This window comes from Methylobacterium planeticum (assembly GCF_008806345.1).
GTDB lineage: Bacteria > Pseudomonadota > Alphaproteobacteria > Rhizobiales > Beijerinckiaceae > Methylobacterium > Methylobacterium planeticum.
Window position 1 is genome coordinate 37,052 of the sequence record NZ_VZZJ01000003.1, and the last position, 15,731, is coordinate 52,782.

Sequence of the window (15,731 nt, forward strand, 5' to 3'; positions counted from 1 at the left end):
TTCGGGCCCGGACCGGACGATGGGGATGTTCCGCGCCGCAGGCCCGGATCAGTGGGTCCAGGGTGCGGTGCGATTGAACTTGAAGTTGTCCGAGTAGGACAGGCCCTTGCGCACGACCGGCTTGTGCGGCTCCTCGACCCGGTAGGCGATGCCGGCGCGCTGGGCGTAGGCCACGGCCTCCTCGCGGGTGTCGAACTCGAGCCGGACCTGCTGCAGCATGTCCGAGGAGCCGACCCAGCCCATCAGCGGATCGGTCTCCCGCGGGCTGGTCTGGTCGAATTCGAGCAGCCATTGCTTGGTGCGGGCCATGCCCGACTGGGAGGCATCCTTCGACGGCTGGAAGATGCGCGCGCTCGACATCGTTCGACTCAACGGCTCCGGAGATCTTGGTCGGGGCGATAGGATTCGAACCTACGACCCCCTGGTCCCAAACCAGGTGCGCTACCAGACTGCGCTACACCCCGACATGCCAAGGTTTCTAGGGACTCCGCCCCGTCCCGGCAAGGGCGGTCGGCGCCGCGGGGGCGCGGGCCGGCCCGGGCAGGGTCCGGGCGAGGCCGAAGCCGAGCAGCGCGGCGCCGGCCAGGACCGCGAGCACCCCCGGCAGCCCGGCCAAGCCGTAGGCGAGCCCCCCGAGGGTGATCCCGAGGCTGCCGCCCAGGAAGGTGCAGGCGTTGATGAGGCCCGAGCTCTGCCCGGCCTGCCCGGCCGGGAGCGCGGCCAGCGCGAGGCGGGGCGCGACCGCGTAGGGCAGCGCGAGGCCGGCCCCGATCAGGAGGAGGCCGAGACCGAGCCCGGGCAGCGAGCGCGCCGCCGACGCGGCGGCGAGCCCCGCGCAGGCGGCGACGATCAGCAGCATGGCGCCCCCGATCAGGCGGCGCGGCCCGAGCCGCTCCGCGAGGCGCGGGCCGAGGAGCGCGAGGCCGAACAGGCCGGCGCTCAGCGGCAGCAGGGCGAGGCCCGCCCCGATCGGGCCGAGCCCGAGCCCGCGCGGGTCCTGCGCATCGAGGTTGAAGTAGAGGAGGAGCGGCAGGATGCAGAACATCGCGACCGCTCCCGTCCCGGCCGGGCGCAGGAAGTCCGGCCGGGCGAGGAGGCGGAGATCCACCAGGGGGTCGGCGCGGGCGCGCTCGGCCCGGGCGAACAGGGCGAGGCTCGCGCCCGCGAGCAGGAGGGGCGCCACGAGGCCGAGGGGCGCGTGCCGGGCCTCGCCGAGCCCGCGCAGGGCGAAGATCGTCGCCACCATCCCGCCCGCGAGCCAGAGGAACCCCGCCCCGTCGAAGCCGTGCAGCAGTGATGCCCGGGGCGGCAGGGCGAGGCGGCCGGCGCTCGCGAGCCCGCCGGCGGCGACGAGGAGCGCCAGGGCATTGGCGCCGAACAGCGCCCGCCAGCCGAGGGCGTGGGTGAGCACGCCGCCGATCAGCGGGCCGAGGCTGAAGCCGAGCAGCAGGGCGCCGGCCCAGGCGCCGATCGCGGCGCTGCGCCGCTCCGCCGCCGCCGCGGCGCTCACGGCCGCGAGGCTGCCCGGCACCGCGAAGGCGGCGCCGAGCCCCTGCAGGGTGCGGCCGGCCAGGAGCGACACCGCCCCGTCCGCCGCCGCGATGACGCCGGAGGCCAGCGCGAACAGGAGGAGCCCCGCCACCGCGACGAGGCGGGCCCCGGTCCGGTCGGCCGCCTTGCCGCCGAGGATGATGCAGGCCGCCGAGGCCAGCAGGTAGGCGTTCACCGCCCATTCGAGCTCCGCTCGCCCGAGGCCGAGGTCGCCGCGCATGGTCGGCAGGGCCGCCATGATGGCGGTGCCGTTGGCGCCGACCGCCAGCATGCCGAGGCAGGCCGCGCCGGTGATGCGCCCGGCCCCGGCGCCCCCCGGGCTCATCCGCCGGCGCGCCGGTCGAGCGCTGCCCGGACGAAGCGGCCGGCGCTCGCCAGGGAGGCCCGGCCCTCGGCAAGCTCCGGGTGGAACAGGTGCCAGGCGTGGATCATGTGCGGCCAGACCTCCAGGGTCACGGCCACGTCGGCGGCCCCGGCCGCGCCGGCGAGCCGCACCGCATCGTCGAGGAGCGTCTCGGCGGAGCCGACCTGGATCAGGGTCGGGGGCAAGCCCGCGAGGTCGGCGTAGAGGGGCGAGACCCGGGGGTCGCGCGGGTCGGTGCCCTGCAGGTAGTCGGCCGCCAATTCGGCGAGGTAGCCGCGGTGGATCAGCGGGTCGACCGCGTCCTTGCTCGCCAGGCTCCCGCCCGTGAGCGCGAGGTCGACCCAGGGGGAGCTGCACCAGAGGCAGCCCGGCAGCGGGTCCCCGGCCTCGCGCAGGCGCCCGAGGGTGGCGAGCGCGAGGCCGCCCCCCGCGCTCTCGCCGGCGAGCGCGACGGCGCCGGGCGCGATCCCGAGGGCGAGGAGGCCCCGATAGGCCGCGAGGGCGTCGTCGAGGGCCGCCGGGAAGGGATGCTCGGGGGCGAGCCGGTAGGCCACCGCGAGGGTGCGGGCGCCCGCCTGCCGCCCCGCCTCGGCGACCATGTGGCGGTGGCTGGCGAGCGAGCCCGAGATGTAGCCGCCCCCGTGCAGGAACAGGAGCACCCGCGCCGGGTCGGCGGCGGGGGTGCGGGTCCATTCCGCCGGCACGTCGCCGATCCCGGCCGGCGCGACGGAGACGTCGGCGGGAAGCGCGTAATCGGCCCCGAGGCTGTCGAGGCGCTCGCGCCGCGCCGCGAGGTCGGCGGGCCGCGGGCGGGCGGCGAGGCGCGCCCGGACGGCGTCGATCCCGGAAGTCGCCATGCTCCTCCCCTGATGTCCCTTCGCTGCCGCGCGGATCCGGGGCCGCTCCCCGGCGGAGCATCCGGGCCAGGGCTTCAGGCTCGCAGGGCGGAGGGCGATGTCAAGCTTGGGCCAGGGCTCGCTTGACCTCGGTACGCCTGCGTCCCACCTGCGCCGCGAGGGCGGCCCGCACCGGACGTTATCTCAGGAGTTCCGATGATCGATCTGTATTACTGGCCGACGCCGAACGGCCACAAGGTCACGATGTTTCTGGAGGAGGCCGGCCTCCCCTACCGGATCAGGCCCGTCAACATCGGGAGCGGCGACCAGTTCAAGCCGGACTTCCTGACGATCGCCCCGAACAACCGCATGCCGGCGATCGTCGACGACGCGCCGGACGGCGGCGGCGCCCCGGTCTCGCTGTTCGAATCCGGCGCGATCCTGCTCTACCTCGCGGAGAAGACCGGGCGCTTCCTGCCCGCGGACCTGCGCGGGCGGGCCGAGACCCTGCAATGGCTGTTCTGGCAGATGGGCGGCCTCGGGCCGATGCTCGGGCAGAACCACCACTTCTCGCAATACGCCCCCGAGAAGATCCCCTACGCGATCAACCGCTACGTCAACGAGACCAACCGGCTCTACGGCGTCCTCGACCGGCGCCTCGCCGACCGGGCCTTCGTGGCAGGCGCCGACTACACGATCGCCGACATGGCGGCCTATCCGTGGATCGTGCCGTGGGAGAAGCAGGGCCAGAACCTCGACGAGCATCCCCACCTCAAGCGCTGGCTCGGCGCCATCGCCGAGCGCCCCGGGACCCGGGCCGCCTACGCGCGCGCCCCGGAGGTCAACCCGGATTTCGGCAAGACCATGAGCGAGGACGCCAAGAAGGTGATGTTCGGCCAGACGGCCGCGAACACGAAGCGTTGACCGCACGGGGCCTTCCCGGACGGGAAGGCCTCCCCGCCGGCCGCGGCGGCCGAGAGATGCGGCGGATAAGGACAGAAAAGCGTCAGAATTCGCGGATGCCGCGGTCGCGCCAAGACCAATCGATCGCCTCAGGTTGCACTGCACACACCTTAAGGTTTTTCTTGCCTGTCCTTGTGCTCGATCATGAACAGCTACATTCCATGATCGCCGCAGGTCTTAAGTTTCATCATCCCGCATGCTAAGCCCGACCCCGGCGCCGTGACGCAGGATCAGAGCCGTCGCGGCCCGCTTTCATGCTGGGACAACGGAGATGGATCTCGGTCTTTGCGCGCGTGGGTGCGATGGGACCCGGCGGCAAGCGCGCGCGAGTGGACGCCACGATTGCGGAGCGTCATCATTCTCCTTCGCAGGATCTCGCGCTGAGCCTCGGGCGCGGCCGGCGCGGCGCGGGTGCGCGTCGTGACGGTCGCGGGGCTCGCCTTCTCGTCCCACGCCTACCTGCAATTGGTGGAGAGCTTCGGGCTCACCGGCCACTGGAGCTGGAACTTCGACACCGGCATCCAGACCTGGTCCCTCGGCCTCCACCGGATCCTCGGGCTTGCCCCCGGTGCCCTGCGGCCGGATTACGACGCCTTCCGCAACCGGGTGCATCCCGAGGACCTCGCGGTGATCGAGACCGCGTCCGAGATCGTGGAGGACGGGCTCCTGCGCGACCACCGGGTCCGGGTGATCCGCCCGGACGGGTCGGTGCGCATCCTGTCCACCCGCGGCGAGGTCTACGTCTCCCCGGAGGCCCGCCCGCGCGCCGCCGCCTGCACGGTGCTCGACATCACCGAGCCGGCGCATCTCGCGCGGGCGCAGGCCCTGGAGCGGCGCCGGCGCTGGGCCCTGTTCGAGCAGAGCCAGGGCTTCCAGTTCACCAACTCGATCGAGGGCGAGTTCCACTTCCCGCCGGAGCTGTTCGCCCTGACGGGGCTGCCCCCCGACGCGGTGGCGGACGACCCCTTCCTGACGATCCATCCGGGGGAGCGCGAGCACTGGCGCGGCCTCAGCATCGAGGCGCAGGCCGCCGGGCTGGTCCACATCGCCACGCCGCTGGTGCCCCTGGCGCATGGCGGCAACCGGCGCTTCGTCGTCGTCACGGTCCCGGTCCTCGACGCGGCGGGGTCGATCGTGGAGTGGAGCAGCATCACCCAGCCCGCCGAGACCGCGGGCCTGCCGATCACGGACGGGGCCCGGGCGGGCCTGGAGCAGGCCGTGCGCGGGCACCACCTGCGGGCGGCCCGCGCCCTCCTCGGCTGGTCGATGTCCGACCTCGCCCGGGCGAGCGGCCTCTCCTTCTCCACCGTCCGGCGCCTCGAGGACGATGGCGAGAGCCCGGCCGCCCGCTCGCGCCACGCGGTGATCGCCGCGATGCGCATTGCCGGCATCCGCTCCCTGCTCCTCAACGGCAACCGCATCGCGGTCGCGCGGCGCTGAGGCTGGTGGCCGACATCGCTCCCTTAATCTTGTCGGCTCGTGACCCCGAGCGCACCATCGGTCCGCGCACCAAGCGTCAGAACTCGATCGCGCGGAGAGCGGGGCCGTCAGCGCAGGCTGTCGAGGGGCACCGGCGCGGCGTGGGGGCGCGTGGCGAGCATCCGGTCGATCAGCGCCAGAACCTCGGCGCGCCCGCAATTGGCCGCGGGCTCGAAGGGCGTCCAGGTCTGGGTGAAGTCGAGCCGGGCGAAGACGTCGCGGTAGCGGCGCAGCTCGTTCGTGGTCAGCGGCACCCCGCGCACGAAGGCCTTGTGGGCCGAGATCGTGAGCGCGCGGCGGGCATCCTCCGGGTCGAGCTCGAATTTCAGCGCGTCGCCGCAGAACAGGATCTTTCGCGAGCGGTCGAACAGGACGGCGTGCCCGTCGAAATGCCCGGCGGTGCGGTGCAGCTCCAACCCCGGCAGGGGCTCCAGGACATCGTCGTAGGGCCAGGAGACCTGGAGCGCCGCGCTCCAGGTGAAGTCCGCGGCCGGCAGGCAGAGCTCGGGGTCGAAGCGGTCCTGAAGCTGCACCAGGGCGCCGTAGGAATGCGGGTGCGAGGCGGAGAGGACCGCCATGCCGCCGAGGCCCGCGATGTGCTGGAGCGCGGCCTCGCTGAAGACCGGGCAGGCCTCGAAGCCCATGTTGCCGGCCGGCGTCTGGATCAGGTAGGCGCTCGGGCCGATGCCGGAGACCGGCTCGTTCCAGAAGCGCCAGATGCCGGGCTCCAGCTCCTGCCAGTGGCAGGGGAACCGCGCCTGCGCCTCCGGCTCGGTCCAGAAGCGCCAGCCGTCCTGCGGCACCACGTGGCGCGCGTCGAGGCACATCGGGCAATGCGGCGGCGCCTCGAAATGGCGCTGCCAGAAGCCGCAATTGTCGCAGGTATAGGCGGGCAGCGCGAGGGCGCCCGCGAAGGGCAGGTAACCGGGCACGGGCGTCTCGTCCTTGAGGCGGCGATGGCGTCAGGTATCAGGCCGCCGGCGGGATTGCATCCCGGCGGGACTGCGTCCCGGCGGGATGGGGCGGGCCGCCCCCCGTCGCGACGGCAACCCGCGCCCTTCCGTTCCCCGGCCTCGATCCGCGACGGATCGCGGGCCGTCGCCGGGTTTCTTCAGGCTCCGCCCTAGGAATGGGCGGGCGAGCCGTGGGGCACGTCGTCCCGGTCCGGCGTCGGGCCGGACGGGTCGTTGCCGCGCTTCTTCGCGACCCAGATCAGCACGCGCCGGATGGCGACGTAGAAGACCGGGGTCAGGAACAGGCCGAACACCGTCGCGCCGATCATGCCGAAGAACACCGCGGTGCCGAGCGCCTGGCGCATCTCGGCACCGGGGCCGGTGGCGATGACGAGGGGCAGCACGCCGAGGATGAAGGCGAAGGCCGTCATCAGGATCGGGCGCAGGCGCAGGCGGCAGGCCTCGACCGCCGCCTGGACCGGGCCCTTGCGCTCGGTCTGCTCGATGTCGTGGGCGAACTCGACGATCAGGATCGCGTTCTTGGCCGCGAGGCCGATGAGCACGATCAGCCCGATCTGGGTCAGGATGTTGTTGTCCTGCCCTCTCAGCTGCACCCCGAACAGGGCCGCGAGCACGCCCGTCGGCACCACGAGCAGGATCGCGAGCGGCAGCGCCCAGGATTCGTACTGCGCGGCGAGCACCAGGAAGACCAGGAGCACGCCGAGGCCGAAGACGTAGATCGCCGTGTTGCCGGTGGCCTTCTGCTGGAACGCGATCTCGGTCCAGTCGTAGGCCATGCCCTCCGGCAGGGCCTTGGCGGCGATCTGCTCCATCGCGGTCAGCGCCTGGCCCGTCGAGACGCCGGGCTTGGCCACGCCCTGCACCGGCACCGAGTAGAACAGGTTGAAGCGCTGCACGATCTGCGGGCCGGTGATCTCGCGGATCTGGGCGAGCGTCCCCATCGGCACCAGGGCGCCGGTGGAGGAGCGCACCTTCAGCTGCTCGATGTCCTGCTTCGAGAGCCGGAACGGCGCGTCCGCCTGCACGCGCACCTGGTAGATCCGGCCCAGCGTGTTGAAGTCGTTCACGTAGGCGCCGCCGAGATTGGCCTGCACCGTGGCGAAGACGTTGGCGAGGGGCACGTTGAGCATGCGCGCCACCGTGCGGTCGATGTCGAGGTAGAGCTGCGGCGTGTCGTTGCCGAAGGTCGTGAACACCCGCTGCACGTCGTTGCTCTGGTTGGCCTGCCCGATCAGGTCGCCGGCGGCCGCCAGCAGCGGGCCGATCGCCGAGGATTGCCGGCTCTCCACCTGCATCTTGAAGCCGCCGCCATTGCCGAGGCCGCGCACGGGCGGGGGCGGGATCACGATGACCCGCGCCTCCTGGATGCTGGCGGTCGCCTTGAGCACGTCGCCCGTGATCACCGCCGCGGTGCGGCCCTGCGCGGCCCGCTCCTTGGCGTTGGCCAGGGTGATGAACATGACGCCCGAGTTCGTCGTGTTGGTGAAGGTGGCGCCGTCGAAGCCCGCGATGATGACGGTGTTCGTGACGCCGTCGATCTTGCGGGCCTCGGCCGCGGCCCGGTTCACCGCGTCCGTGGTGCGGTCGAGGGAGGCGCCCGAGGGCAGCTGCACCACGCCGATCAGGTAGCCCTGGTCCTGGTCCGGGATGAAGCCCGTGGGGGTCGTCTGCGCGAGGTGGAGCGTCGCCGCGATGATGCCCGCGTAGAGCACCATCATGACGAGCAGCCCGACCACGTAGCCGGTCAGCGCCCCGATCACCCGGGCGTAGCCGTGCGAGAGCGCGTCGAAGCCGCGGTTGAACAGGCTCGCCAGCCAGGCGACGAAGCGGGCGAGGAAGAATTTCGGCTTCTTGCGGGCGTGGTGGGGCTTCAGCAGCAGCTTGCACAGCGCCGGCGACAGCGTCAGCGAGTTGAACATCGAGATGATGGTCGAGGCCGCGATGGTCAGGGCGAACTGCTTGTAGAACTGGCCCGAGATGCCCGGGATGAAGGCGGTCGGGATGAACACCGCCGAGAGCACCAGCGCGATCGCCACCACCGCGCCGCCGACCTCGTCCATGGTCTTGTGCGCGGCCTCGCCCGGCGAGAGCCCCTGCTCCATGTTGCGCTCGACGTTCTCCACCACCACGATGGCGTCGTCGACCACGATGCCGATGGCGAGCACGAGCCCGAACAAGGTCAGGTTGTTCAGCGAGAAGCCGAAGGCCGCCATCGCCGCGAAGGTGCCCACGAGCGAGACCGGGATCGCGATCACGGGGATCAGGGCCGTGCGCCAGCTCTGCAGGAACACCAGCACCACGATGACCACGAGGGCCACCGCCTCGAACAGGGTCTTGTAGACCTCCTGGATCGATTCCTCGATGAACTCGGTCGGGTTGTAGGCGATGCGGTACTCGACGTCCGGCGGGAAGTTCTTCTTCAGCCGGTCGATCGTGGCGCGCACCTGCGTGGCGGCGTCGAGGGCGTTGGTGCCCGGGCGCTGGAACACGCCGATGCCGACGGCGGGCGTGTCGTTCAGGAAGGAGTTGGTGGTGTAGTCCTTCTGGCCCATCTCGACGCGGGCCACGTCCTTGATGCGCACGAGGCGCCCGTCCGCGGCCTTGACGATGACCTCGGCGAATTCCTCCGGCGTCTGGAAGCGCCCCTGCGACTGCACCACGAGCTGGAAGGCGTTCGAGGAGGGCGCGGGCGGGGCCCCGAGGGCGCCAGCCGCCACCTGCACGTTCTGCTCCTGCAGGGCGGTGGTGATGTCGGTGGTCGTCAGCCCGTAGGCCGCGAGCTTGTTCGGGTCGAGCCAGATGCGCTCGGCGTACTCGTTGCCGCCGAAGATAGAGATGTCGCCGACGCCGTCGAGGCGCAGCATCTCGTCGCGGATGTTCAGGTAGATGTAGTTGGCGAGGTAGTTCTGGTCGTAGGTCCGCTTCGGCGAGAGCAGGTGCACCACCAGCATCAGGTCGGGCGAGGCCTTGCGCACCGTGACGCCGAGGTTGCGCACGTCCGGCGGCAGGCGCGGCTGCGCCACCGAGAGCCGGTTCTGCACGAGGACGTTAGCGATATCGAGGTTGGTGCCGACCTTGAAGGTCACCGTCAGCAGCATGTTGCCGTCGTTGGTCGACAGTGACGTCATGTAGAGCATGTTGTCGACGCCGTTGACCTCCTGCTCGATCGGCGTCGCGATGGTGGCCGCCACGGTCTCGGCGTTGGCGCCCGGGAAGGAGGCGCGCACGGTCACGGTCGGCGGCACGATCTCGGGATATTGCGAGACCGGCAGCGCCTCGTAGGCGACGAAGCCGAGGAGCAGGAAGATGATCGACGTGACCGAGGCGAAGATCGGCCGGTCGACGAAGAAGTGGGCAAAGCGCATCGGTCCAAACCTCTCGCCACCCGGCACCCCTGGAGGCGGTGGGCGGCTTGCGTCGTCTGCGGCGCGGCGCCCGGGGCCTCGTGGCCCCGGGCGCGACGGTCATCGGTTCGAGCCTGTCGCGGAGACCCCGCCCCCGGGAGCGCCGCGTCAGGTAGAGCGGTTCGGCTGGGCCGTCCCGGGTCCGGCCGCGCCGGGGCGGGCCCGGCTCAGCTTCGGCTCGGCGGCAGCGTCTTCATCTCGGCCGTCACCTTGGCGCCGGGGCGCACGCGGGTCAGCCCGTTGATGACGACGGTCTCGTCGCCCTTCAATCCCTCGCGGATGACCCGGTAGCCGTCGACCTTCGGGCCGAGCTTGATCTCCCGGGCGGCGGCGGTGCCGTCCTCGGCGATCACGTAGACGATGCGCTTGTCCTGGTTGGCCGTGACCGCGTCGTCGGGGAGCAGGATGCCCTGGTAGGGCTTCGTCGCCGGCAGCGAGACGATGCCGAACAGGCCCGGCTTGATGAAGCCGTCCTGGTTCTCCACCGTGGCGCGCAGGAGCACCGTGCCGGTCTGGTTGTCGACGCGGTTGTCCACGAAGTCGAGGGAGCCCTTGCGGGTCGGCTTCTCCTCGCCCGTGAGCGCGATCAGGATCGGCACGCCCTTGCCCTGCTGGGTCTGGCCCATGCCGATGCCGAGCGAGCCCTGGTACTTCAGGAAGGAGCGCTCATCGACCGTGAAGCCGAAATAGATCGGGTCGAGGGAGACGATCGTGGTCAGGAGGGTCTGGTCGGTGATGACGATGTTGCCCTCGGTGACGAGGCGCCGGCTGATGCGGCCGTTGATCGGCGAGCGCACCTCGGTGAAGTCGTAGTTGAGCTGGGCCTGGCGCAGGGCCGCCTCGGCGTTGTCGACGTCGGCCTGCGCGGTCTGCGAGGCCTGCCGGCGCTGGTCGGTGACCTGCTCGGAGATGTTGCCCGAGCGGCTCAGGGTCTGGGCGCGGTCGAGATCGGTCTGGGTGAAGTTCAGGCGCGCCTTGGCGGAGGTCAGGGTCGCGGTGGCCTGGTCGAGGGCCGCCTTGTAGGGCCGCCGGTCGATCACGAAGAGCAGGTCGCCCTTCTTCACCGTGGCGCCGTCCTGGAAGGCGATCTTGTCGAGGTAGCCCGTCACCCGGGCCCGGACCTCGACGAACTCCACCGGGTCGAACCGGCCCGTATAGGCGTCGCGCTCGACGATCTCGCGCACCACGGGCTTGGCCACCGACACGGTCGGGGGCGGGCCGCCGGGGGCCTGGGCCAGGGCCGGGCCGGCCGCGAGGCCGAGGCCCAGCAGGCCCGCGGTGAAGCCGAGTCGATTCAGAAGGCTTGTGAGCCGCTTGCGCATGTTGGTTTTCCCTGCGCCTTGCGCCGTAGAAGCTCGGCGCCCGTCATGGGGTGCGTTTCCGCACAATCCTGCGGAACGAACGGCCGGAGCCGGATGATTCCCGGTTGAAACCGGAACGGGGCGACGGAACGGGCCCGGCCCGGAGCTACGCGACCGGTTCACCGGAGCCGTACCAGTCCTTGAAGCCGCCCCGGTAATGCGCCTCGATCGGCAGGCCCGCATTCTGCGCCGCCGACAGGGCGTGCAGCGAGCGCACGCCCGCCGCGCAGGAGAAGACCGGCCGGCGCCCGTCCTCCGCCACCAGGGCCGCGAGCGCCGCGGTGTCGAAGCTCGAGAGCGGGTGCGTGACCGAGCCCGGGATGTGGCCGGCCTCGAATTCGTGGGGCTCGCGCACGTCGATGACGAGCAGCGTGCCGTCCGCCAGGCCGCGCTTGATCGCGTCCCGGTCCAGATCCACAACCTTCATACGCTCCCCTTTCCTGACCCTCGCGGCCCCGCCGCGGCGGGCCGTTCCGCGCCGCCCGGCGCAACTCCATACCCGACGCGCGGGGTCGCAGGCGACAGGCCGCGGCGCGTTCCGCGGACCGACCCGCCCCGCGGATCGTCCGCCGGCATCGGTCGCCGGCAGGGATCCCCGACCGGCGCGATGACCGCCGGGCGAGGCGCCCGGCGGCGGAGTGACAGGCAGGCAAGCGTCGGAATCGCCGCGGCCGAAGCGCGGGCTGACGCTTTTTCATATTCGTCAGTCGTCAGCGTGGCAACCGGGACGCCGCCGGCGCCGGCTTCCGCATCGCCCTGCTGGCGGCCACGACCCTCCGTGCGGGCGCGGCCATCCGCGGGCCCACGACGCCGCTCACCCCTGCAGCGCCTCCTCGGCCTGAGCGAAATGGGCGGCCCAGCTCGGGCCGGCATAGCCGTCGAGGCGCGCCGCGAGGGTGGCCCGCCGCGCCGAGCCCGGCGCGCCGAGATCCTCGACGGCCCGGATCCAGCCGGGGCCGTCGAGGGGATCGAGGAACTCCGCGAAGCCCTCGCCGATCTCGCGGTGGACCGGGATGTCGGAGGCGATCACGGGCAGGCCGCTGGCGGCGGCCTCCACCACCGGCAATCCGTAGCCCTCCGTGAAGGAGGGCATCAGCAGGGCGGTGGCGCTGCGCATCAGGGCGGCGAGCCCGGGGGTCGACAGCCCCGAGACCTCGATCACGGGCTCGCGGATCGCCGCGCAGCGCTCCAGCATGTCGACGATGTTCTCCGCCTCCCAGCCCCGGCGCCCGACGAGGACGAGGCGGGGCAGGACCCGGCTGGACGCCCCGTCACCCGCCCGGCGCTCGGCCATCGCCCGCCAGGCCTGGAGCAGCAGCAGGTGGTTCTTGCGCGGCTCGATCGTGCCGCAGACCAGGAAGGTCGGGCGTTCGGGGGCGAAGCCCGGCCCCTCGGGGCGGAACACCGGCTCGACCCCGAGATGGGCCACCGTGACGGGCTTTGGCGCAAGCCCGAGCCAAGCGATGTGGCGCGAGACCTGATCGCCCACATCGCCCGAGTTGACGATGATGCGGTGGGCGTGGCGCGCGATGGTGCGCATCCGCTCCGCGTGCCGCCCGGCCTCGCCGGGGCGCCCGTATTCCGGGTGGGTGATCGGGATCAGGTCGTGGACGAAGAAGACCGGGCGGATGTCCGGCCGGTCGTAGAGCCAGTCGAACCGCTCCGGCCGGTCGAGGCGCAGGTGCGAGGTGTGGACGTAGAGCGTGCCGGGCGGCAGCGCCGCGACCCCCGTCCCCCGCAGGGTGCGGCCCGCGGTCTCGGCCTGGACCCGCCGGCGCCCCCAGGGGCCGGACGCCGCCGGCCGCGCCGCAGCCCCCGGATCCGGCCGCCCCGCCAGCCGGGCCGCGAGCCGGAGATAGACGGGATCCGCCTCCGCGGCGATATCCTCGACCCAGCCCGCCGCGACCGCCGCGACGATCGCCTCGGAGGTTTCCCGGTCGAGGATGCGGGGGCCGAGCCCGGTGGAGACCAGCCCGAAGCGCGGACCCGCCCCGGCGAGGACGTGGCGCGCATAGGCGAGGTCGACCCGGTCGATCCCCGAGGGGCTGGCGTGGCGCAGGCGGGTGATGAGGCGGGTGAGATCGAAGGCAATCGCGGTCTCGGGCATGATCCTCCAGGCGGCGCGGCAGGCTGGACTTGCGGGGCGGGACTTGCGGAGCAGGACTTGTGGGACAGGACTTGCGGGGCGGGATCCCGGGCGAGCGGGAGCCGGCCGGAGACCGGCGCGGCGCCGGCTGCTGCGCCCGGTTAACGTCCCGGCGCGCCGAGGGCCAGCCATGCCGGCACCGGCGCCGGTCCGGCATCAGGATGGGGGTTGCGCAGCCCAGACCGGAAAGCTAAGACGCGCAGGCCCTTTGGGGCGTCGGAGCGTAGCGCAGCCCGGTTAGCGCACTAGTCTGGGGGACTAGGGGTCGGAGGTTCGAATCCTCTCGCTCCGACCATTCCTCGCCTGCATCGGCAGCGCGAGGCGCGAAGCGGCCCTCGGGTCGCTTTTTTCTGTTCTGGCCCCCTGCCTGTCCACAAGCCGCCGCATGCCCCGCGGGATCGGTCTTCGCTCCCGCGCCGTTACTCTGCGGCTGGGGGTTCGATCGGATGGTCCTGGCGGAGCGGCCCGAGGGATGCCGCGCCGCGCGGAGGCTCATCGGAAAGGCATCCATGACGCGGAGCATTCTGACGCGCGCCCGGGTATTCACCGCATTCGCCTCCTCGGTCGCGCACGCGGCGGGGCGGCCGAGCGCCTTCGCGCTCTGCCTCGTGGTCATCCTGGCCTGGGCGGTGAGCGGGCCCTTCTTCCACTATTCCGACACCTGGCAGCTGATCATCAACACCGGCACCACCATCGTGACCTTCCTGATGGTGTTCCTGATCCAGAATACGCAGAACCGGGACGGGGCGGCGATCCAGGCCAAGCTCGACGAGCTGATCCGCGCGAGCGCGGCGCACAACCGCTACATCGGCATCGAGTCCCTGACCGAGGAGGAGCTGCGGGACCTGCGGGACCGCTGCGCCAGCCGGGCGCGGTCGAGCCGGCAGGACGCCGCTCAGCAGGCGGCCCAGGAGGCCGCCAACGCGGCCGAGGTGGAGGCCGACCGCAAGGCCCGCGCGGCGGCGCAGGACGCCGCCGGCATGCCCTCCTATCCGGAATAGCGGCTCCCCGCGGTTTGTCCCGCGCGGGCCCTTCCGGTATCGGCCTGGGCAGGCCGGTCCCGGCAGCTCCGTCCCGGCAGCTCCGGCAGGGCGGCCCCACGGCACGCAGAGGATGCCATGCACGCGAACATGCACGCGATCACGCCCGCATCTCGCCAGCGGCCCGACCCCGAGACCCTCGGGCGGGCGCTGGCGGCCCTCGTGGCGCGGTTCGGCGCGCGGGTGTCGACGGGCCTCGCCCTGCGCGAGCAGCATGCCAGCACCCTCACCTGGGTGCCGAACCAGCCCCCGGACGCGGTGGTGTTTCCCCACAGCACCGCGGAGGTGCAGGCGGTGGTGCGCATCTGCGCCGAGCACGGGATGCCCGTCATCGCCTTCGGGACGGGCTCGTCCCTCGAGGGCCACGTCAACGCGCCCTACGGCGGGATCTCGATCGACCTCTCGGGGCTGAACCGCATCCTCGCGGTGCACGCGGAGGACCTCGATTGCGTGGTCGAGGCCGGCGTCACCCGCAAGGCGCTGAACGCGCATCTGCGCGACCAGGGTTTGTTCTTCCCGATCGATCCCGGCGCCGACGCCTCGCTCGGCGGCATGGCGGCGACGCGGGCCTCCGGCACCAACGCGGTCCGCTACGGCACCATGCGCGACAGCGTGCTGGCGCTGACCGCCGTGATGCCCGACGGCACGCTGATCCGCACCGGCAGCCGCGCCCGCAAGAGCTCCGCCGGCTACGACCTGACCCGGCTCCTCGTCGGCTCCGAGGGCACCCTCGGGATCATCACCGAGCTGACCCTGCGCCTCAGCGGCATCCCGGAGGCGATCTCGGCGGGCATCTGCCCGTTCCCGAGCATCGGCTCGGCCTGCGACGCCACCATCCTGACGATCCAGTCCGGGCTGCCGATCGCCCGGATCGAGCTTCTCGACGAGGTTCAGGTGCGGGCCTGCAACGCCTACGCGAAGCTCGACCTTCCCGAGACCCCGCTGCTCCTCTGCGAGTTCCACGGCACCGACGCCTCGGTGCGCGAGCAGGCCGAGCGCTTCGGCGAGATCGCGGCCGAGCAGGGCGGCGGGCCCTTCGCCTGGGCCACACAGGCCGAGGAGCGCAGCCGCCTCTGGCAGGCGCGCCACGACGCCTACTGGGCCGCCCTGAGCCTGCGGCCGGGCGCGAAGGCGATCTCCACCGACGTCTGCGTGCCGATCTCGCGTCTCGCCGAATGCGTCGAGGCCTCGAAGGCCGACATCGTGGAGAGCGGCCTCGTCGCCCCGATCGTCGGGCATGTGGGCGACGGCAACTTCCACTGCCTCCTCCTCGTCGACCCCGACGCGCCGGACGAGGTGGCGCGGGGCACCGCCCTGATCGACCGGCTGGTGCGCCGGGCGCTCGCCCTCGACGGCACCTGCAGCGGCGAGCACGGCATCGGCCAGAAGAAGATCCGATTCATGGAGGAGGAGCACGGTCCGGACGCCCTCGCGCTGATGCGCGCCCTGAAGCGAACCCTCGATCCGCAGGCGATCATGAACCCCGGCAAGGTCCTGGAGGCCTGATCCGGCCGGCGCGCTAGCGCACGCGGCGGCCCGGGGCGGACCCAGGCGGCGAACCGCCGGCCCCGGGCCCCCGTTGATCCGGTCAGGAGACGAGGCCGAACCGGCCC

The 15,731-nt window shown here is 72.3% G+C and carries 12 protein-coding genes and 2 tRNA genes; 5 read left to right on the top strand and 9 right to left on the bottom strand.

What is annotated here, in order from left to right; all coding sequences use genetic code 11:
- Positions 1 to 48: 48 nt before the first annotated feature.
- The 4 genes from F6X51_RS03920 to F6X51_RS03935 form a co-directional block, all read right to left on the bottom strand.
- Complete coding sequence (locus F6X51_RS03920; RefSeq protein ID WP_150961921.1) at positions 49 to 360, bottom strand: ETC complex I subunit; 312 nt, start codon at positions 358 to 360, stop codon at positions 49 to 51.
- Between the two features lie 27 nt (positions 361 to 387).
- Positions 388 to 464, bottom strand: a tRNA-Pro gene (locus F6X51_RS03925).
- Between the two features lie 14 nt (positions 465 to 478).
- A complete protein-coding gene (locus tag F6X51_RS03930; RefSeq protein WP_150961922.1) occupies positions 479 to 1,876 on the bottom strand; it encodes an MFS transporter in 1,398 nt (465 codons plus the stop codon).
- Entirely contained in the window at positions 1,873 to 2,772 is a 900-nt protein-coding gene (locus tag F6X51_RS03935; protein WP_150961923.1) for an alpha/beta hydrolase fold domain-containing protein, read from the bottom strand. The genes F6X51_RS03930 and F6X51_RS03935 overlap by 4 nt, the downstream gene beginning before the upstream one ends.
- A gap of 195 nt (positions 2,773 to 2,967) precedes the next feature.
- Here F6X51_RS03935 and F6X51_RS03940 point away from each other — a divergent pair, with 195 nt between their 5' ends.
- Both F6X51_RS03940 and F6X51_RS03945 read left to right on the top strand, forming a co-directional pair.
- On the top strand, positions 2,968 to 3,675 hold the full coding sequence (locus tag F6X51_RS03940) for a glutathione S-transferase N-terminal domain-containing protein (protein WP_150961924.1): 708 nt from the start codon (positions 2,968 to 2,970) through the stop codon (positions 3,673 to 3,675).
- Between the two features lie 450 nt (positions 3,676 to 4,125).
- Complete coding sequence (locus F6X51_RS03945) at positions 4,126 to 5,154, top strand: PAS domain-containing protein (protein WP_150961925.1); 1,029 nt, start codon at positions 4,126 to 4,128, stop codon at positions 5,152 to 5,154.
- Positions 5,155 to 5,261: 107 nt separating this feature from the next.
- Here the strand turns inward: F6X51_RS03945 and F6X51_RS03950 are convergent, their stop codons facing one another.
- The 5 genes from F6X51_RS03950 to F6X51_RS03970 form a co-directional block, all read right to left on the bottom strand.
- Positions 5,262 to 6,125 carry an MBL fold metallo-hydrolase gene (locus tag F6X51_RS03950; RefSeq protein WP_150961926.1) on the bottom strand — a complete coding sequence of 288 codons (864 nt, stop codon included), beginning with the start codon at positions 6,123 to 6,125 and terminating at the stop codon, positions 5,262 to 5,264.
- 191 nt (positions 6,126 to 6,316) lie between these two features.
- Positions 6,317 to 9,532, bottom strand: coding sequence for an efflux RND transporter permease subunit (locus tag F6X51_RS03955; protein ID WP_150961927.1), 3,216 nt, complete (start codon positions 9,530 to 9,532; stop codon positions 6,317 to 6,319).
- A gap of 206 nt (positions 9,533 to 9,738) precedes the next feature.
- Positions 9,739 to 10,893: an efflux RND transporter periplasmic adaptor subunit gene (locus F6X51_RS03960; RefSeq protein ID WP_150961928.1), complete on the bottom strand. Its 1,155-nt coding sequence runs from the start codon at positions 10,891 to 10,893 to the stop codon at positions 9,739 to 9,741.
- Positions 10,894 to 11,038: 145 nt separating this feature from the next.
- Positions 11,039 to 11,359, bottom strand: coding sequence for a rhodanese-like domain-containing protein (locus F6X51_RS03965; protein WP_150961929.1), 321 nt, complete (start codon positions 11,357 to 11,359; stop codon positions 11,039 to 11,041).
- A gap of 387 nt (positions 11,360 to 11,746) precedes the next feature.
- Complete coding sequence (locus F6X51_RS03970; protein WP_150961930.1) at positions 11,747 to 13,039, bottom strand: glycosyltransferase family 4 protein; 1,293 nt, start codon at positions 13,037 to 13,039, stop codon at positions 11,747 to 11,749.
- 256 nt (positions 13,040 to 13,295) lie between these two features.
- Between F6X51_RS03970 and F6X51_RS03975 the strand changes: the two genes are divergently transcribed.
- From F6X51_RS03975 to F6X51_RS03985, 3 genes are all read left to right on the top strand, one after another.
- Positions 13,296 to 13,373 (top strand) — tRNA-Pro (locus F6X51_RS03975).
- A 214-nt stretch (positions 13,374 to 13,587) separates the two neighbouring features.
- A complete protein-coding gene (locus F6X51_RS03980; protein WP_191970006.1) occupies positions 13,588 to 14,079 on the top strand; it encodes a low affinity iron permease family protein in 492 nt (163 codons plus the stop codon).
- Positions 14,080 to 14,208: 129 nt separating this feature from the next.
- Positions 14,209 to 15,624 (top strand): FAD-binding oxidoreductase, encoded by a 1,416-nt coding sequence (locus F6X51_RS03985; RefSeq protein WP_191970020.1) that lies wholly within the window; start codon positions 14,209 to 14,211, stop codon positions 15,622 to 15,624.
- The last annotated feature ends 107 nt before the right edge of the window (positions 15,625 to 15,731 follow it).